At 71.9% G+C, this 19,126-nt stretch carries 11 protein-coding genes; all 11 read right to left on the bottom strand.

From position 1 onward, the window contains the following. Positions 1-106 precede the first annotated feature (106 nt). Positions 107-4,474: an Rne/Rng family ribonuclease gene (locus tag ABZ854_RS20780; RefSeq protein WP_361212791.1), complete on the bottom strand. Its 4,368-nt coding sequence runs from the start codon at positions 4,472-4,474 to the stop codon at positions 107-109. Positions 4,475-4,736: 262 nt separating this feature from the next. Beyond that, positions 4,737-5,531 (bottom strand): TIGR03936 family radical SAM-associated protein, encoded by a 795-nt coding sequence (locus ABZ854_RS20785; protein ID WP_361212794.1) that lies wholly within the window; start codon positions 5,529-5,531, stop codon positions 4,737-4,739. A 46-nt stretch (positions 5,532-5,577) separates the two neighbouring features. Continuing rightward, complete coding sequence (locus ABZ854_RS20790) at positions 5,578-6,438, bottom strand: hypothetical protein (RefSeq protein ID WP_361212797.1); 861 nt, start codon at positions 6,436-6,438, stop codon at positions 5,578-5,580. Positions 6,439-6,511: 73 nt separating this feature from the next. Next, positions 6,512-8,113 carry a D-alanyl-D-alanine carboxypeptidase/D-alanyl-D-alanine-endopeptidase gene (gene dacB / locus ABZ854_RS20795; protein ID WP_361212800.1) on the bottom strand — a complete coding sequence of 534 codons (1,602 nt, stop codon included), beginning with the start codon at positions 8,111-8,113 and terminating at the stop codon, positions 6,512-6,514. A gap of 90 nt (positions 8,114-8,203) precedes the next feature. Continuing rightward, complete coding sequence (locus tag ABZ854_RS20800) at positions 8,204-9,730, bottom strand: serine hydrolase (protein ID WP_361212803.1); 1,527 nt, start codon at positions 9,728-9,730, stop codon at positions 8,204-8,206. A gap of 262 nt (positions 9,731-9,992) precedes the next feature. Beyond that, positions 9,993-11,972: a TIGR03960 family B12-binding radical SAM protein gene (locus ABZ854_RS20805; RefSeq protein WP_361212806.1), complete on the bottom strand. Its 1,980-nt coding sequence runs from the start codon at positions 11,970-11,972 to the stop codon at positions 9,993-9,995. Between the two features lie 78 nt (positions 11,973-12,050). Continuing rightward, positions 12,051-13,574, bottom strand: coding sequence for a CYTH and CHAD domain-containing protein (locus ABZ854_RS20810; RefSeq protein WP_361212809.1), 1,524 nt, complete (start codon positions 13,572-13,574; stop codon positions 12,051-12,053). A gap of 130 nt (positions 13,575-13,704) precedes the next feature. Next, on the bottom strand, positions 13,705-14,904 hold the full coding sequence (rodA, locus tag ABZ854_RS20815; RefSeq protein ID WP_361212812.1) for a rod shape-determining protein RodA: 1,200 nt from the start codon (positions 14,902-14,904) through the stop codon (positions 13,705-13,707). After that, positions 14,901-17,159, bottom strand: a complete 2,259-nt coding sequence (gene mrdA / locus ABZ854_RS20820; protein ID WP_361212815.1) for a penicillin-binding protein 2 — start codon at positions 17,157-17,159, stop codon at positions 14,901-14,903. The genes rodA and mrdA overlap by 4 nt, the downstream gene beginning before the upstream one ends. Before the next feature lie 208 nt (positions 17,160-17,367). Continuing rightward, complete coding sequence (mreD, locus tag ABZ854_RS20825) at positions 17,368-18,045, bottom strand: rod shape-determining protein MreD (RefSeq protein ID WP_129309194.1); 678 nt, start codon at positions 18,043-18,045, stop codon at positions 17,368-17,370. Between the two features lie 13 nt (positions 18,046-18,058). Next, complete coding sequence (gene mreC, locus ABZ854_RS20830; protein ID WP_361212819.1) at positions 18,059-19,003, bottom strand: rod shape-determining protein MreC; 945 nt, start codon at positions 19,001-19,003, stop codon at positions 18,059-18,061. Positions 19,004-19,126: the final 123 nt, after the last annotated feature.

Genomic DNA, 19,126 nt, shown 5'->3' on the forward strand with positions numbered 1-19,126 from the left:
TCAAACCGGGCCCCGCGGCTGTGCGCCCGGTCACCCGGGACACGGCCTCACGGGTGAGAACCGGGCGTGCGGCCGGTCACGCCGGACCGGCCGCACGCCCCGCGTCTCAGGCCTCGTCGGCGGGCGCGGAGACCGTGGTGGTCTTCTTCGCCGCCGACTTCGCGGCGGCCGTCTTGGCGGTCTTGGCCGCCTTCTTGGCCGTCGTCTTCTTGGCGGCCGTCTTCTTGGCCGCGGTCTTCTTGGTGGCCGCCTTCTTCGCCGTGGCCTTCTTGGCCGCCTTGCGGGCGGTCTTCTTGGCCGGCGCGGCCTCCTGCTCCGCCTGGCCGGCCTCGTCGGCCTGGCCGTCCTGCTCCGGCGCGGCCGACGGGACGACCACGACGGCCGTCTCCTCGGACGCGGTAGGCGCGGTGGCCTTGCGGACCGCGCGGCGGCGCGGGCGGGCCGGGGCGGCGCTCTCGGCGGGCGCCTCCTCGGCGGCGGCAGGTGCCGCGGGGGCCTCCGGCTGCTCCACCGGCGCCTCGGCCGCGGGAGCGGTCTCGGCGACCGTCACCACGGCCGCCTCGGCCCCGGCGGGGGAACCGGCGGGCGCCGACACCTTCCGGGTCGCACGACGTCGCGTACGGCCCTTGGGGGCGGCCTCCGCGGCGGCCTCGTCGGCGGCCTGCGCCTCCGGAACCACCTGGTCCTCGGCGGCCACGGGCCCGGCCAGCGCCTCGGCGGCCGGCTCCGGTCGCACCGGGCCCGCCGCCGCCTCCTCGGCGGTGACGTCCTGGGCGGTCGGAGCGGCGGCGGCCAGGGCGGACTCCGTCTTCGGGGCCTCGGCCTCGGCGGCGCGCTTGCGGCCCCTCGCCGCCTTCGGGGCCTCGGCCTTCACCGAATCACCCTTCACCGCCTCCGTCTTCGGCGCGCCCGCAGGGGCCGACGCACGACGGCTCGCCCGGCGCCTGCCACGGCCACGGGTGGCCGCCGCCTCCGCCTCGGCGACGCTGCTGTACAGCTCCTCGTCCGGCTCGAACTCGGGCGCGGGCAGCGCGACGGGCTCGGCCAGCTCGGCCGCGACCTCGACCGCGGTCTCGGTCGCCGGCTCCACGGCCTCACCGGTCTCCACGGCCACGGCAGCGGTCTCGTGCACGTGCTCGTGCTGGTCCTGCCCGTCGCCGCCCCGGCCGCCGCGCTTCTTGCGCTTGCCGCCACCACCGCCACCGGCGGTCGGCTGCTCCATGTGCACGATGACACCGCGGCCGTTGCAGTGGACGCAGGTCTCGGAGAAGGACTCCAGCAGGCCCTGGCCGACCCGCTTGCGGGTCATCTGCACCAGGCCCAGCGAGGTCACCTCGGCCACCTGGTGCTTCGTACGGTCGCGGCCCAGGCACTCCAGCAGGCGGCGCAGCACCAGGTCGCGGTTGGACTCCAGGACCATGTCGATGAAGTCGATCACGATGATGCCGCCGAGGTCGCGCAGCCGCAGCTGACGCACGATCTCCTCGGCCGCCTCCAGGTTGTTCCTGGTGACCGTCTCCTCCAGGTTGCCGCCCTGACCGGTGAACTTGCCGGTGTTGACGTCGACGACGACCATCGCCTCGGTCCGGTCGATCACCAGCGAGCCGCCGCTGGGCAGCCAGACCTTGCGGTCCAGGGCCTTGGCGAGCTGCTCGTCGATCCGGTACGTGGCGAAGACGTCGACCTCGGAGGTCCACTTCGACAACCGGTCGGCCAGGTCGGGCGCGACGTGCGCGACGTAGCCGTGGATCGTCTCCCAGGCCTCGTCACCGCTGACGACGACCTTGGAGAAGTCCTCGTTGAAGATGTCCCGCACGACCCGGACGGTCATGTCCGGCTCGCCGTACAGCAGCGTCGGCGCGTTGCCGTTCTTGGCCTTCTTCTGGATGTCCTCCCACTGCGCCTGGAGCCGCTCGACGTCCCGGCGCAGCTCCTCCTCGCTCGCGCCCTCGGCGGCAGTGCGCACGATGACGCCCGCGTCCTCGGGGACGACCTTCTTGAGGATGGTCTTCAGCCGGGCCCGCTCGGTGTCGGGCAGCTTGCGGCTGATGCCGGTCATCGAGCCCTCGGGGACGTACACGAGGTAACGGCCCGGCAGCGAGACCTGGCTGGTCAGACGGGCACCCTTGTGGCCGATCGGGTCCTTGGTGACCTGCACCAGCACGGACTGGCCGGACTTCAGGGCGGACTCGATGCGGCGCGGCCCGTTGGCCATGCCGAGCGCCCCGAAGTTGACCTCACCGGCGTAGAGGACGGCGTTGCGGCCCTTGCCGATGTCGATGAAGGCGGCCTCCATCGACGGCAGGACGTTCTGCACCTTGCCCAGGTAGACGTTGCCGACGTACGACGTCGACTGCTCCTTGTTGACGTAGTGCTCGACGAGGACGTCGTCCTCCAGGACGCCGATCTGCGTGCGGTCGCCGTGCTGACGGACGACCATGACGCGCTCGACGGCCTCGCGCCGGGCCAGGAACTCGGCCTCGGTGATGATCGGCACGCGCCGGCGGCCCTGCTCGCGGCCCTCGCGGCGGCGCTGCTTCTTGGCCTCCAGACGGGTCGAGCCCTTGATGGACTGCACCTCGTCGGACGGCTCGGTGGCCTTGCGGGGCTCGCGGACCTTGACGACCGTGCGCTCCGGGTCGTCGGCGGACGCCTCGCCCTCACTCGTACCGTCCCCGGCACGGCGGCGACGGCGACGGCGGCGACGGCTGCCGGCGCTGGACCCGCCGGACTCCTCGCCGCGCGCGTCCTCGGCGTCCTCCTCCTCCTGCTCGGCGGTGTCCTCGACGTCCTGCGCGGCCTGCTCGGCGGCCGCGTCCTCGCCCTCGACGCCCTCGTCGTCGGCGGCCTCACCGCGCCGCCGGCGACGGCCGCCCCGGCGGCGACGGCGGCGCGAACCGGACTCCTCGTAGCCCTCGGCGCCTTCGCCGTCCTCGCCGTCCTGCGCCTCTTCGGCGTCCTCGACGTCCTCCGCGCCGGCGGAGTCCTGCGGCTCCTCCTCGGCGACGGCCTCGGCGGCCCGGGTCTCCTCGGCCCTGTCGGCGCCCTTGCGGCGACGGCGGCGGCGCGAACCGGACTCGGCCCGCTCCTCCGCCTGCTCCGCCTGCTCCGCCTGCTCCGCCTGCTCCCGGGGCTCCTCCACGTCGGCGGCCTCGGCGGCGGCCTCCGCGGCGGCCCGCTCCGGGGTCTGGAACCTGGGCTCGGTGAACACCGGCGGCTGGAACACGGCCACGGCGGGCCGGGCCGGCCGGCGCGACGACTCGTCCTCGCCCGTCTCGGCGCTCCCGCCGCGCTTGGCGGCAGAGGTCTGCGCGGGCTCGGCGAACCCGGTGGCGGCCTGCCGCACGGCGCGACGCCGACGGCGCGGGGCCGCACCCTCCTCGGGGGCCTGCTCCGCCTCGGCGGCGGCAGGCTCGGCGGGGGCGGATCCGGCGCGCTGCGCGGCCCGCGTGGGCTCGGTGGGCTCGGTGGGCTCGGTGATCTCGGCCTCCTCGGCGGTCCCGGCGGCATCCTCGGCCGGCTCGGCGACATCGGCGGCGGGCGCGGAGACCCGGCGCGTGGCACGACGACGCGTACGGCGCGGCGCCTCCTCGTCGGTGGCGGCAGCGGTGGGCGCGGCGGTCGCCGCCTCGGCCTCGCCGGCCTCCTCGGTCTGCGAGGTCTGCGCGGAGGCTGCCGGTACGACCGTCTCAGCGTTCTCGGTGGCCGTGGGCGTCCCGGCGGGCGCGGACGCACGGCGGGTGGCCCGGCGACGGGTGCGACCGGCAGGCGCGGTCTCCGCCTCGACGGCGGGCGCGGCCTCCACGGCAGGGGTCTCCGGGGTCTCCACGGCGGGGGCCTCGGCCTGGGTCCCGGCCTCGGATGCCTCGGTGGTCTGCGGTGCGCCGGCGGGTGCGGACGCGCGGCGCGTGGCCCGGCGGCGCGGACGCGCGGCGGGTTCGGCCTCGGTCGCGCTCTCGGCGCTTCCGGCCGGGGCGGCCTTCTCCGTCTGGGTGTCGTCAGCGGCACCCGCGGTCACCGTCTCGGCCGTCTCCGGCGCCCCGGCGGGCGCGGCGGCGCGCCGGGTGGCGCGGCGGCGGGTACGGGCGGCGGGCGCCGGCTCCTCCACGACTGCCTCGGGCTGGGCCTCGGCGGCGGCGGTGGCCGGTACGACCGTCTCGGCGGCCTCGACGGCGTCGGCCGAGGGCGCTCCCACGGGGGCGGACGCACGGCGCGTGGCCCGGCGGCGGGTACGGCCGGCCGGTGCCGGCTCCTCCGCCGGGGCGACGGTCGGCTCGGCGGCCGCGGTCTCCTCCGCCTCCTCGGCGGTCTCGGCGATGTCGTCGCCCTCGGCGGCCGGTATGGCCGGCGTGGCCTCCACCCCGGCGGGCGGGCCCGCCGGCCGGGAGGCGGCACGGCGACGCCTGCGCGGCGGCAGGGTGTCGCTCGGGGTGTTGAGTTCGGAACCCTCTGCGGGTTCGGTCGGCTCGAGCATGCGGGCGTTTCTCCCGTCAGGCTCCCGGGCGCCGCGCCTGGTCCGGCGTCGGTCGCAGGGACCGAACGCCGTTGACGTCCGCGGCCCGCGCGATGCGCGATGGCCGCCGTCCGGGGCGCGGGCGCCGCACGGGAGCTCTCTGTGTCCTGTCTCGCCGGTTCCGTACGCCTTGTTGTGCACGGCCTGGCGAAAGTCTTCTGGTCGGTGCGCTGCCCGACCCAGGTGGCTCCCGAGTACGAGGGCTGCGCTACGACGTCCGTCCCTACGCGGAACCTTCCGGCGTCGGCGCCGTCGCGGCGGCAGCCGGTGCGGCCATAGGGGCCGGGGCTGCCTCGCGGTCGGGCGCGAGCGGGTCGGTCACCGTGCCGGTCTCTTCATCGAGCAGCCCCTGCGCCAGCCTGGTCACCGCTGCGGGGACCGGCGGCGCCAGGTCGGCCACGGCGCGGAGACCGGACAGGACGTCGTCGGGTCGTACGGCAGGCGTCACGTGCCGAACAACCAGCCGCAGTATCGCACAGGGCTGGTCCGTCGGCCTATCAGCCCGCGAACTGTGCGTTTCCGCACCGGGCAGGCTCTCCAGGCCCACCACGGCGTGGCGGGCGTCGAACGTGCGGACGCCGTTCTTGGTCATCCGCTGCACCTCGACGGTCTCGGCCTTGGTGAAGGCCTCGACCGCGCGTGCGGCGTCGATGGGATCGACGCCGTCCAGGCGGAGCTCCCAGACGGAGGCGGTGAGCCGGTCGGCGAGGCCCGAGGTGCGGGCCTCGACCGCGTCGACGACGTCGAGCCCGGGGGGCAGCGACTCGTCGAGGAGGGCGCGCAGGGTCTCGGGGTCGCGCGGTGATGTGAGCGCGATCTCCAGAAACTCCGCCTCACTGCCCGTGCCGGTGGGTGCGGCATTGGCGTACGACACCTTCGGGTGCGGGGTGAACCCCGCCGAGTAGGCCATGGGCACCTCGGCGCGGCGCAGCGCACGCTCGAAGGCGCGCTGGAAGTCTCGGTGGCTGGTGAACCTCAGGCGGCCGCGCTTGGTGTAGCGCAGTCGGATGCGCTGCACCGCGGGTGCGGGCGGCGGGCCTTCGGGCTGTCGCTTGCCCAGTGTCCTAGTCCTTCGTGAGAGGGGTCGTACTCCTCTCAAGAGTACGTGCCTGCGGGCCTGTGGGTTCCCGCCGGCCGACCGGTTCCGGCTTCCGGGGGGTGCCGAACAGCGTCCGGCCGAGGTCGGCGCGGGCCTGCCGGGCGCTCTCGCGGACCGCGGCCGACACCTGCCGGGTGGCCCGCCCCGCCGCGCGCGCGGCACCGGCGACGGGGCGCAGCACGAGGTCCCGTACGACATGGCCGACAGGCGTGAGGACCGTCCGGTACGCCCAGCGTGCGGGCTCCACGAAGATCCACCGGAAGAGGGTCCCGACGACCCGGCCGACGGCCCGCGCGACGCGGCCGGCGACCCGCCAGGCGTGCCCGAGCGCGGCGCCGATCTCGCGGGCGACGACGGCGACCACGCGCCACACGGGCTCCAGGACCCATCGCCACAGGGCGAGCGCGGGCAGCACGAGCAGGACGCGGCCGATCCAGTAGAGGGCTGTGCCGATGCCGCGCAGGACCGCGCGGAGGCCGCAGGCGAGCAGGCCGCCGAGCCACACCAGGGCGCGCCCGACCGGTGCGAGCAGCCACCTCAGGGCATGGCCCACGGGAGTGAGCACGTGGACGTACAGCCGGACGAGGGCGCGGCCCAGCGGGGCGAGCAGGTACCGGTACAGCCCGTGCAGCACCCAGCCGGCCAGCCGTCCGAGGGGGGCGATCAGATACCGCCACAGGAACTCCAGTACGACCCCGAGCGCGTCCCACGCGAGCCGCACCGGCAGGACCACCAGGAACGTCAGGACGCGCAGCGGGATCCGCAGGGCGACGACGAGACACCCCTCCGGCGGCTGCTGCGGCGACGGCGACTTCTGGAGTTCCATACCGGTGAAGACGCGGCGGACGGCACGACCGGATCCCGCGACCGGTCACCATATGGCCACGGCACGGAAACGCTCAGGGGCTGCTGGACGCCGACTTCGCTCCGTCCTGCTGGAGCAGCGCGGAGATCTGGGCCACGTCGGCGGCGATGGACAGCACCGCGTCCTCCGAGTCCGCCAGGGCGTCGTTGAACATCACGGCGAACAGCTGGTAGTGGCCGCCGCCGACGTCCAGGTACCCGGCCATCGCACGGGCGTTGACCACCGCCTGACCGGTGAGACCGTTGCCGGCCGCGCGGGTACCGGTCTTCGCGAACACCTTCCCCTTGGACGGGCTGTCCGTACCGAACAGCGCCAGGTCGCCGCTGCTGCCCAGCACGGGCAGAGCCTCCCGGAACTCCGCGGCCTCCGGCCGGGTCGTCCAGTACTTCAGCAACGGGATGAAGGCGCTCGGGGTGAACAGGTCGGCGTCGACCCCGCCCTGCCCGTCTCCTTGGGACGCCTGGGCCGGGTCGACGCCGACCTTGTCGTCGAAGTCGTGGATGGAGGCGAAGCCGTCATCGCAGTTCGTGCTGCCCCGCTGGACGGCGAGCATGCACACCATCAGGTCGGCGCCCAGGTTGTGGCTGACCTTCAGGATCAGCGTGGCCTCCTGCGAGAACGGCGCGGAGACCAGCTTGGCCACGGGGTCACCGCTCGGTTTGCGGGCCGGGGGCGCCGGATCGGGGCCGGTCGCGTCGGCGTCCACCGTGACGCCCGCCCGGTGCAGGGCCTCGATGAAGGCGGTACGGGCGAACGCCGCCGGGTCCGGGACCTGAGCGATGGCCAGCCACGGGTCGGCGTCGGCGGCGAGCGTCCCGGTCACCTTGATGACGCCGTCGTCCCCCATGGTGGCGGTGATGTTGGTGGGCTTGCCCTTGGCGACGGTCTTCACGTCGTACGACACCGAGTTCCGCGCGGTCTGCGGGCGCCAGGTGAACTTGGCCTTCTGGCCGGGCGTGGTCGGGGTGCTGAGGATGTCGATGACGTTGTCGTTGATGATGACCGGCGTCGGATCCGTGGTGAGTTCTGGGTCCGGCTCGAACAGCCGGTCGTCGACGACGACGTCCCCCTTGACGTGGGTGATCCCGGCGTCCCGCACCTGCTTGGCCAGGCTGTCCAGGCCGGCCAGCGGGTTCTCCGGGGTCAGCGTGGCATGGCCGGGCACGGCGTTGGCGTAGGTGTGGTCGACGGGCCGGTAGTCGAGCGTGCCGTCGGGCTTGGTCCGGCCGCCCATCGTCAGGTCGCCCGAGCCGACCAGCACCAGATTCCCGTCGAGCGCCCCGGAGTCGACCTTCCCCTGCGCGTACACCGGCGTGGTGGTGCGGTGGTCGCTGCCGAACGTGTCCCAGGCGGTGGACACCGTGAACAGCTTGGTCGTCGAGCCGGGGGTGAACAGCCGCTCGGGGTTCAGCGAGGTGACGGTACGCCCGCTGTCCTGGTCGACCACCAGGATCCCGAACTGCCCGTTCCGGTACACCGGCTTGTCCATGATCTTCTGGATCCGCGGATCGACGGGATTCCCGGCCGCGTCGGCGGCCCCCACACTGCACCCGCTGGTCGCCGCCGCCGGCAGGACCATGCACAGCCCCACCACTCCGTACACGAGCCGCGCCCGGCCCCTTCTAGGTATCGCCATACGGTCGAGCCTGACGGCGCCCCGGGTAGCCGGCACTCCGGGCGACCCGTCCGGGTGGCGGCGGGGCCCACACGGAGAGCCTCAGCGACCTCAGCGGGTGAAGGTGCCCAGTTTGTTGGCGTCGAGGTGCTCGATGGTGACGCTCGTGGCCTTGCCGGAGCGGGTGTGGAAGGTGACGCCGGAGAGGCCGACGGCGTTCTCGCCCTGGGTCTGGTAGCTGAACGTGTCGCCCGTGTAGTGCGTCAGGGGGAACGACATCTTGTCCGGGCCCAGCGTCATGCTGAGGTGGCCCTTGTCGTCGCTCGTGACGGTGAGCGGGCCGTAGTAGTCGTTGGCGTAGGTGCCCGTGTAGACGTCGTCGGCCTTGGCGGGGGTGGCGTTCTTGGGGGGCTTGGCGTAGTTCGTCGGGGAGATGCCCGTGTACGCGGCGGCCTGCACCACCTTCCGGTAGAAGGGCAGCCAGTCGACGGTCTGCCTGCCGTTCTGGGCGATGTCGAAGAATGCGGCGGACACCGCCTCGGGCACGCCGATGGGCTGTCCGTTCGTCAATACGACGATGCCGAGCCGTTCGCCGGGCAGCAGCGTCACCGAGGTCGCGGCGCCCAGTTCGAAGGCGCCCGAATGGCTCAGCCGCAGCCGGCCCAGTTCGTCGTAGCGGACGTTCCAGCCGAGCCCGTAGAAGCCGGGCTCACCGGCCGACGCGAGCGGAGGGGAGGCGATCGAGTGCGGGACACGGGTCTCGTTCAGGGCGGCCGCGTCGATCAGCTGCTTCCCGTCGAACTTCCCGTCGTCCAGCTGGAGGCGCATCCACTTGTCGAGGTCGTCGATGCTCGAACTGGCGCCGCCCGCGGGCGCCTGGCTGTCGGCGTTCTCCGTGGTGGAGCGCTTCCAGCGGCCGTCGACCTCCACATGGGCGGACGCCTTGTCGCCGGCCTTGTCGTAGTCGGCGCGCTCGTAGCTGGAGCGGTCCATGCCCAGCGGCTCGAACAGCGTCTTGTCCGCCAGCTTCGGCCAGCTGGTCTTCGCCGCGCCGGCCACCGTCTCCCCCGCCTCGGTGAGGCCGTAGTTGGTGTAGGCGTAACTGGCCCGGAACGGGGTGAGCGGTTCCAGCCGCAGCCGGTGGAGGATGTCGTCGCGCGAGTACCCCAGGTCCTGCAGCAGGTCACCGGCGTGGTCGGGCAGTCCGCTGCGGTGCGAGAACAGGTCGGCGACCGTCACGTTGCCGGTCACATACGAGTCCTTGAGCGCGAACCCGGAATCGTGCGAGGCGATCCGGTCGTCCCATCCGATGACCTTCTGCCCCACGGCCCCGGACACGACGGTCGACGCCAGCGGCTTGGACAACGACGCCAGCTGGAACACCGTCCCCGAGTCGACCTTGGCACTCTTGCCCAGCTCACGGACGCCGAAGCCCTTGTGGTACACGACCTTGCCCCGGTACACGACGCCCACGGCGACGCCGGGCACCCCGGTGTCCCGCATGGCGTTCTCCACCAGCCCGTCGAGCTTGCCCACAGCCGTGTTCACCTGGGCCTCGGTCAGCTGGGGCGGCGGCTGTCTCGGTGGCGTGGCCGCGAGCGAGGCGGTGGGCGACGGACTGTCGGCGACGGCATCCATCCCGGCGCACCCCGCCGCCGCGAGCCCGAGCATCCCCAGGCAAGCGCCCGCGACACCCACCCGGAGCGGTGTCCTTCCACGACTCAGATTCGCCATGACCAGACACCTCGCGCTCAAGAGCCCACCAGGCCACGCCCGGCCTTCGCTCCATCCTCACCACACCGCCGAACCCCGGCACCCGGGCTTCGCCAAGCGGGTGAGGAGCGGCCGAAGGAAGGCGCACGTGTGTCACACCGTCCGGCCGACCAGCGCCTCACTCACCTCAGTGCACGTGTCCGCTCGCCGCCGGCGCCGGACCGGCGTTCTTGACGGTCAGCGGGAGCAGCTTCTTGCCCGTGGGGCCGATCTGGATGGTGGTGTCCATCTGAGGACACACCCCGCAGTCAAAGCACGGGGTCCAGCGGCAGTCGTCGACCTCTGTTTCGTCGAGGGCGTCCTGCCAGTCCTCCCAGAGCCAGTCCTTGTCGAGGCCGGAGTCGAGGTGGTCCCAGGGGAGGACCTCCTCGTAGGTGCGCTCGCGGGTGGTGTACCAGTCGACGTCGACGCCGGAGGGGGCGAGGGCCTTGTCGGCGCAGGCCATCCAGCGGTCGTAGGAGAAGTGCTCGCGCCAGCCGTCGAAGCGGCCGCCGTCGTCGTAGACGGCGCGGATGACGGCGCCGAGACGGCGGTCGCCGCGGGAGAGGAGGCCCTCGACGATGCCCGGCTTGCCGTCGTGGTAGCGGAAGCCGATCGAGCGGCCGTACTTCTTGTCGCCGCGGATCTTGTCGCGGAGCTTGGCGAGGCGCTCGTCGGTCTCGGTGGCGGAGAGCTGCGGCGCCCACTGGAAGGGCGTGTGCGGCTTGGGCACGAAGCCGCCGATGGAGACCGTGCAGCGGATGTCGTTGGAGCCGGAGACCTCGCGGCCCTTGGCGATGACGCGGGTGGCCATGTCGGCGATCTGCAGGACGTCGTCGTCGGTCTCGGTCGGCAGGCCGCACATGAAGTACAGCTTCACCTGGCGCCAGCCGTTGCCGTAGGCGGTGGCGACGGTGCGGATGAGGTCGTCCTCCGAGACCATCTTGTTGATGACCTTGCGGATGCGCTCGGAACCGCCCTCGGGGGCGAACGTCAGGCCGGAGCGGCGACCGTTGCGGGTCAGCTCGTTGGCCAGGTCGATGTTGAACGCGTCGACGCGGGTGGAGGGCAGCGAGAGGCCGATCTTGTCGTCCTCGTAGCGGTCGGCCAGGCCCTTGGCGATGTCGCCGATCTCGGTGTGGTCGGCGGAGGACAGGGAGAGGAGGCCGACCTCCTCGAAGCCGGTCGCCTTCAGGCCCTTGTCGACCATCTCGCCGATGCCCGTGATGGAGCGCTCGCGCACCGGACGGGTGATCATGCCGGCCTGGCAGAAGCGGCAGCCGCGCGTGCAGCCGCGGAAGATCTCCACCGACATGCGCTCGTGGACCGTCTCGGCGAGCGGGACCAGCGGCTGCTTGGGGTACGGCCACTCGTCCAGGTCCATGACGGTGTGCTTGGAGACCCGCCAGGGAACGCCGCTCTTGTTGGGGACCACGCGGCCGATGCGGCCGTCGGGGAGGTACTCGACGTCGTAGAAGGCGGGGATGTAGACGCCACCGGTCTTCGCGAGGCGGAACAGGACCTCCTCGCGGCCTCCCGGGCGCCCCTCGGCCTTCCACTCGCGGATGATCCGGGTCATGTCGAGGACGGCCTGCTCGCCGTCGCCGATGACCGCCGCGTCGATGAAGTCGGCGATCGGCTCGGGGTTGAAGGCCGCGTGGCCGCCGGCCAGGACGATCGGGTCGTCCAGCGTACGGTCCCTGGACTCCAGCGGGATGCCGGCCAGGTCCAGGGCGGTGAGCATGTTGGTGTAGCCCAGCTCGGTGGAGAAGGACAGGCCGAACACGTCGAAGGCCTTCACCCGGCGGTGGCTGTCGACGGTGAACTGCGGGACGCCGTGTTCCCGCATCAGCGCCTCCAGGTCGGGCCACACGCTGTAGGTGCGCTCGGCGAGGACGCCGTCCTGTTCGTTGAGCACCTCGTAGAGGATCTGCACGCCCTGGTTGGGCAGGCCGACCTCGTACGCGTCCGGGTACATCAGTGCCCAGCGCACGTCACAGGAGTCCCACTCCTTGACCGTGGAGTTCAGTTCTCCGCCGACGTACTGGATGGGCTTCTGCACATGCGGGAGCAGCGCTTCAAGCTGCGGAAACACAGACTCAACAGCCTCGGCGGCTTCGGCAGGCATCTCGCGGACCTTCGTGAGCGGACAGGGGTGACCATCTAGCGTAACCCGGACGGCGGCCCTCCCTCGCACGGTCGGCCGTCAGCCGTACGCCCCCGAGCGGATCCCTTCCCAGGCCGCGGGCAGATCCGCCTCGGCCGCCGCGGCCCGGGCCTCCTGTCCGCCGTACAGCATCCCGTAGGTGAACGTGCTCTCCCCCGCCGCGTGCGCCACCGCGGCCAGCTCACGCAGGGTGCGGCGGGCCATGACGCCGTCCTGGTGGTCGCCGAGGAGGGTGGTCAGGGCCTTGGCGGCACGGGCGAGGGCGTCCGCCGGGTCACCGAGGGCGGGGGTGGCCGCCTCGGCCGCGTACCGGGTGCGCTTGGCCTTCTTGCGGGCCTCGTGCAGGGCGAGGTCGCGTTCCTCGCCGGGCGGCCGGGCGATGGCCCGTTCGACCAGTCCGGCGAGCCTCGCCACGTCCTCGCGTACGGCCTTGTCCAGCACCTTCTGCGGTTTCCTCGCGGCGGCCCGGCGCAGGGGCGGGTCGGTGAGGAGGGCGTCCAGGGTGTCGAGGAGGGTCAGGTAGCGGCGGGAGTCGAGTACGGCGGTGACGTGCCCGTGGGTGCTGTGGTGCCGGGCGCGGGCCCAGGCGGCGAGGCGGTCGTGGACGGGGCCGTGCACCAGGTGGGGTGGCAGCGCGTCGAGGGCGGACGTCAGGCGGTCGGCCAGCACTTCCTGGTCCCGGTCGACGCCCAGCTCGCCGGCCAGCCACTTCAGCTCGGCGGCGACCGAATCGGTGACGGTGCGGTCGAGGACCGCGCGGAACGTCCGCAGGGTGCCGCGTGCCCGGCGGGTGGCGACCCGCATCCGGTGCACGGAGTCGGGTACGTCCCGGCGGACGGCGGGATCGAGCGCGACGAGTGCGTCGCGCTGGGCGCGGAGGTAGCGCAGGACGTGGTCGCCCGCCGTGGCGGGTGGCTTGGACGCCTTGTCTTTCGGTTCCTTGCGACGGCCGGTGGTACGGCGGTCTTCGCTGGTCTCGGCCAGGGCGCGGGCCAGCTTCGACGCCGAGGCGGAGGGGCGTACGCCCGCCTTGCGCAGCCGCTTCTCCAGCTGGTCGAGGAAGGCCGGGTCACCGCCGTCGGCGAGTTCGACCTCGATCTCGGTCCACTGGGCCGTGCCGCCCGCTCCGGTGAGCCGGTCCGCCCTCACCGCGTCGACACTGGCCTCCGCGAGGAGGGTGCCGTCGGCGTCAACGAGATGGCGCACGTCGCGGGCCGAGCGGAGCCGGACGACCGGGATCAGCTCGGCCCCCCGGACCCGGGAGCGGACGAGGGCGGCGATGTCGTCGGGGACGGTGTCGGAGAGGGGCGCCTGGATCTCGTCCCGGACGCCTGGGGCGACCGGGAACTTCAGGTGCCAGCCGGCGTCCGCGCCTCCGGTGCGGCGGCGCAGGGTGAGGGAGGCGGCGGTCAGTCTCTGGTCGCGGGTGTCGTAGTAGGTGGCGTCCAGCTCGACCAGGCCCTTGTCGAGAACGGCCGCGATGCCGGCGGTGCCGGTCAGGTCGGGGAGGCCACTGTCGCTGGACTCGTATTTGCGCTCTACCTCGCGGTGGGCGTCCGCCATGAACCGACGATAGTTCTCCTGGTCCTTGGCATCCAGCCTGCCGGCGTGAGGTTCGCGTTATGGCACGTCCATCGCCTGCGGGCCGGTGGGGGCTGGTCGCGCAGTTCCCCGCGCCCCTTTGGGGCGCGGGTTACGCCGACATGGGTCTTTGGACCTTGATCGACTGGAGTAGGCCGACCGCTACCCATACCGCGAACATCGAGGAGCCGCCGTAGGAGACGAAGGGTAGGGGGAGGCCGGTGACCGGCATGATGCCGAGGGTCATGCCGATGTTCTCGAAGGCCTGGAAGGCGAACCAGGCGACGATGCCGGCGGAGACGATCGTGCCGTACAGCTCGGTCGAGTCGCGGGCGATGCGACAGGCGCGCCAGAGGACGATGCCGAGGAGGAGGATTATCAGGCCGGCACCGAGGAAGCCGAGCTCCTCTCCCGCGACCGTGAAGACGAAGTCGGTCTGCTGTTCGGGGACGAACTGACCGGTGGTCTGGGAGCCGTGGAAGAGGCCGGCTCCGGTGAGGCCGCCGGAGCCGATGGCGATGCGGGCCTGGTTGGTGTTGTAGCCGACGCCGGCGGGGTCGAGGTCGGGGTTGGCGAAGGCCGCGAAGCGGTTGATCTGGTACTCGTCGAGGATGTGCAGCTGCCAGACGGCGATGGCGCCGAGCGCTCCGGCGCCGATGAGGCCGAAGACCCAGCGGTTGGAGGCGCCGGAGGCGAGCAGCACGCCGAGGATGATGATCACCATGACCATGACCGAGCCGAGGTCGGGCATGAGCAGCACGATCAGGATCGGTACGGCGGCGAGTCCGAGGGACTGCAGCACGGTGCGGTGGTCGGGGTGCTTCTTGTCACCGGCGTCGACGCGGGTGGCGAGCAGCATCGCCATGCCCAGGATGATCGTGATCTTCACGAACTCGGAGGGCTGGAGCGAGAATCCGCCGCCGAGAACGATCCAGGAGTGGGCGCCGTTGACGGTGGAGCCGAGCGGGGTGAGCACCAGCAGGATGCCGAAGACGGACAGGCCGTAGAGGATCGGCACCGCGTTGCGCAGGGCGCGGTGGCCGATCCACACGGTGCCGAGCATCAGGGCAAGGCCGATGCCGGTGTTCATCAGGTGGCGGATCAGGAAGTAGTACTGGTCGCCCTGGTTGATCTCGGTGCGGTTGCGGGTCGCCGAGTAGACCAGGAGGGAGCCCAGCAGGGACAGCGCCAGTGCCGCGAGCAGCATGGGCCAGTCGAGGCGGCGGGTCAGCGAGTCGCGGGCGAAGACCCGGGTCCAGCCGGCCCGCTCGGGGCCGTACCCGGAGACGGAGAAGCTGTTGGTGCCGGTCATGGCTGCGTCCTCCGGCTTCCCCTCCGGCGCGGCCTTCTGCGTGGTCGCCTGCGGGTGTTGCTGGTACTGGTGGGCGAGGGCGAGGTGGCCGGCTGCTGGTCCTGGCCGTTGCTGGCGTTGTTCTTCTGGGCGTTCTCGACGTCCTTCGCGGGGTCGCCCTTGACCTTGGGCGAGGCGATGGTGCCGTCGGTGCGGACCTTCGGCAGGCCCTGCTGCGGGTGGGGCAGGAGGGCTGCCTTGTTGTCGATGGAGCCGTCGGCCTGGACGCCGTAGAGCGCGCTGTAGATGTTGCGGACGGCCTCACCGGAGGCTCCGGAACCCGTACCGGCCTGGGCGATCGTCATGATCACCGTGTAGTCCTTGGAGTACGTGGCGAGCCAGGAGGTGGTCTGCTTGCCGTAGACCTCGGCGGTACCGGTCTTGGCGTGCAGCGGGATCTTGTCCTGGGGCCAGCCGCCGAACTTCCAGGCGGCGGTACCGCGGGTGATGACGCCGGCGAAGGCCTCGTTCATGCCCTTGAGGGTGGCCTGGCTGACGGGCAGCCTGCCGCTCTTCGTGGGCTTGATCGGGGTGACGGTCTTGCCGTCGGGGCTGATGATCGCCTTGCCGATGGTCGGCTGGTACATGGTGCCGCCGTTGGAGACGGCGCCGTACATCACGGCCTCCTGGATCGGCGTGAGCAGGGTGTCGCCCTGGCCGATGGAGTAGTTGATCTCGTCGCCCTCGCGCATCTTGTTGCCTTCGCGGCAGTTCTCCCAGGCGATCTTCTCGACGTAGGTGCCGTCCTTCTTGCCGTACTTGCACCAGGCGTCCTTGTTGGCCTCCCAGTAGGCCTGCTTCCACTTGCGGTCGGGGATGCGGCCGGTGACCTCGTTGGGCAGGTCGACGCCGGTCTTGGCGCCGAGGCCGAACTCGTGGGCGGTCTTGAAGAACCAGTCCTTCGGCTCGCCCTTCTTGGGGTTGATGCCGCCGTCCCGCTTCCACTCCTTGTCGGCCAGGCCGTAGAAGACGGTGTCGCAGGAGACCTCCAGGGCGCGGCCCAGGGAGATCGGGCCGAAGCTCTCACCCTCGAAGTTCTTGAAGACCTGGCTGCCCACCGAGTACGAGCTGGTGCACGGATATCCGCCGTCCCAGGGGTAGCCGGCCTGGACGGCGGCGGCCGTGGACACCACCTTGAAGGTGGAGCCGGGTGCGGCCTGACCCTGTATGGCCCTGTTGAGGAGCGGGTAGTCGGAGTCCTTGCCGGTGAGCTGCTTGTAGTCCTTGGCGGAGATGCCGCCCACCCACACGTTCGGGTCGTAGGTGGGGGCGGAGGCCATGGCGACGATCCGGCCGGTCTTGGCCTCCATCACCACGACGGCGCCTGAGTCCGCCTTGTAGTTCTCGCCGGTGATGCTGTCGTACTGGGTGCGGGCGGCCTTCATCGCCTTGTCCAGTTCGTACTCGGAGACGCGCTGGACTCGGGAGTCGATGCTGGTGACCAGGTTGGAACCGGGGACCGGGGTGTCCGACTTGGCCTTGCCGATGACCCGGCCGAGGTTGTCCACCTCGTAGCGGGTGACTCCGGCCTTGCCGCGCAGGGCCTTGTCGTACTGCCGCTCCAGGCCGTTGCGGCCGACCATGTCGGAGCGCAGGTACGGCGAGTCGGTGTCCTCGGACTTCTTCAGCTCCTCGTCGGTGACCGGGGAGACGTAACCGAGGACCTGCGCGGTGTTGGACTCGCCGGGGCCCGGGTAGCGGCGCACCGCCTCGGGTTCGGCGGTGATGCCGGGGAAGTCCTCGGAGCGCTCGCGGATCTGCAGGGCCTGCTTGGGGTTGGCCTCGTCGGTGACCGGGATCGGCTGGTAGGGCGAGCCGTTCCAGCAGGGCTGGGGGGTCTTGGCGTCGCACAGCCGGACCTTCTGCATGACCTCCTGCGGGTCCATGCCGAGGACGCCGGCCAGCTTGGTCAGGACGGCCTTGCCGTCGTCCTTCTGCTTGAGCAGGTCGGTGCGGGAGGCGGAGACGACCAGTCTGGTCTCGTTGTCGGCGAGGGGCACGCCGCGGGCGTCCAGGATGGAGCCGCGCACCGCGGGCTGGACGACCTGCTGGACGTGGTTGCCGGAGGCCTCCTTCTGGTACTGGGCGCCCTCCCGGATCTGCAGGTACCACAGGCGGCCGCCGAGGGTGCCGAGCAGGGAGAGGACGAGGATCTGGATGACGACGAGCCGGGTCTGGACCCGTGGGGTCCGGCCGGTCTCGGGAATGTTCGTCACTGCGGCTGCCTCCCCCTCTCAGGCTGCGGGCGTGTGGGTGTGTGCGTGCGGTGCTGGTGTGCCTGCGGATGTGCCCACTGATGTGCGCACGGATGTGCGTACGCATGATGAACGATCAGCCTGTGAGCGCTCGTTCCGCTCCGGCTTACCCGTTCGAGTGAACTCCGCGTGGCCGATCCGGGGATCGCGGCGTCGGACTCGACCGTGCTCACAGCCGCTTGACCCCCTTGATGCGGCCCACCCGCGCCGAGCGGGTGCGGGCCTTGGCCTTGAGGGCGCCGAGGCCGCCGCGCTGGCTGCCGATGCGCAGGCCGGTGCCGGAGGAGAGCCAGCCGGAGGAGATGTCGCCGGACTTGCCGGTGGACGCGGTCTCGGTGAGCGGGTCGTTGTCGGAGCGCCGGGCCAGCCACATGACGCCCGGCACCACGAAGGGCGCGAGCAGCAGGTCGTAGAGGGCGGCGGAGAACAGCAGTCCGGTCAGGCCGACATGGCGGGCGGCGGTGTCGCCGACGAGGGCGCCGACACCGGCGTACAGCAGGGTGGAGCCGACCGCGGCGGCGACCACGACGGCCATGGGGCCGGTCGCGGACTTCAGGCGGCCGTTCTCCGGTCTGATCAGGCCGGCCGCGTAGCCGATGACGCACAGCACAAGCGCGTAGCGGCCCGCCGCGTGGTCGGCGGGCGGGGCGAGGTCGGCGAGGAGTCCGGCGCCGAAGCCGACGAGCGCGCCGCCGACGTGGCCGTACACCATGGCCAGGCCGAGGACGGTGAGGAGCAGCAGGTCGGGGACGGCGCCCGGCAGGTGGAGCCGGGCGAGGGCGCTCACCTGGATCACCAGCGCGACGACGACGAGCGCGGTGGAGAGCAGGATCCGGTTGACACGCATGGGAAGTCAGCTCCTACTGCTGCTCTTGCTGCTGGCCGTCGGAGGCGTTCGCCGAAGGGGTGACCGTGACGGTCACCGTCGGCCGGGGCGTGGGTTTCGGTTTGGCCGGCAGGACCTCGTCCCGCGGGTCCTTCTTCGGTGCCTGGACGACGACGCCGACGATGTCGAGCTTGGTGAAGCCGACGTACGGCGTGACGTAGACGGTGCGGGTCAGGCCGCCGCCGGAGGGGTCGACGCGGGAGACGACGCCGACGGGGACGCCGGGCACGAAGGGCCGGTCGGCCTCGGAGCCGAAGGTGACGAGCCGGTCGCCCTTCTTCACCTCGGCCTTGCCGTTTAGCAGTTCCACGCGCAGCGGGCGGTCGCCCTGGCCGGAGGCGAAGCCGAGTTCGTCGCTGCCCTCCATGCGGGTGCCGACGGTGAAGTCGGGGTCGTTGGCGAGCAGGACGGTCGCGCTGTCCGGGCCGACGGTGGTGACGCGGCCGACCAGTCCGTCGCCGTTGAGCACGGTCATGTCCCGTTTGATGCCGTCCTTGGCGCCGGCGTCGATGGTGATGGTCCAGGAGAAGCCCTGGGCCGCGCCGATGGCGATGACCTGGGCGCCCTTGATGCCGTACTGGCCCTCGCCGGCGATCTTCAGCATCGTGTCGAGCTGCTTCAGGCGGCTGCGGTTGCGGTCGTCGCTGCCGAGTTTGGCCTTGAGGGCCGCGTTCTCCTTCTCCAGCGCGGCGAGCCGGTCGTGGCGGCTGCCCGAGTCACGGATGGCGGAGACGGCGTTGCCGACGGGGTCGACCGCCGAGGACATCCCGTTCTCCACGGGGCCGAACACGGCGGCCGCGGCCTGCCGGGCACCGTCGACCGGGGAGTTCCGGCCCCCTCTGATGTCCACCGTGATCAGTGCGAACGCGATGGCGATCAGCAGGACCAGGAGCAGCCGGCTCTCTTTCGTGTCCCTCACGTGCGGCGGCCGTGCCCTTCCTCAAGTAGGAATTCTTCGGACCCCCTCGCGATGCGCGAACGAAGAAACGCAAACCCAAGGGGCCCATTTGTGGGAGCTTATGCCTCTATATCAACGATCCGC

The organism is Streptomyces sp. NPDC047028 (genome assembly GCF_040644095.1).
Lineage (GTDB): Bacteria > Actinomycetota > Actinomycetes > Streptomycetales > Streptomycetaceae > Streptomyces.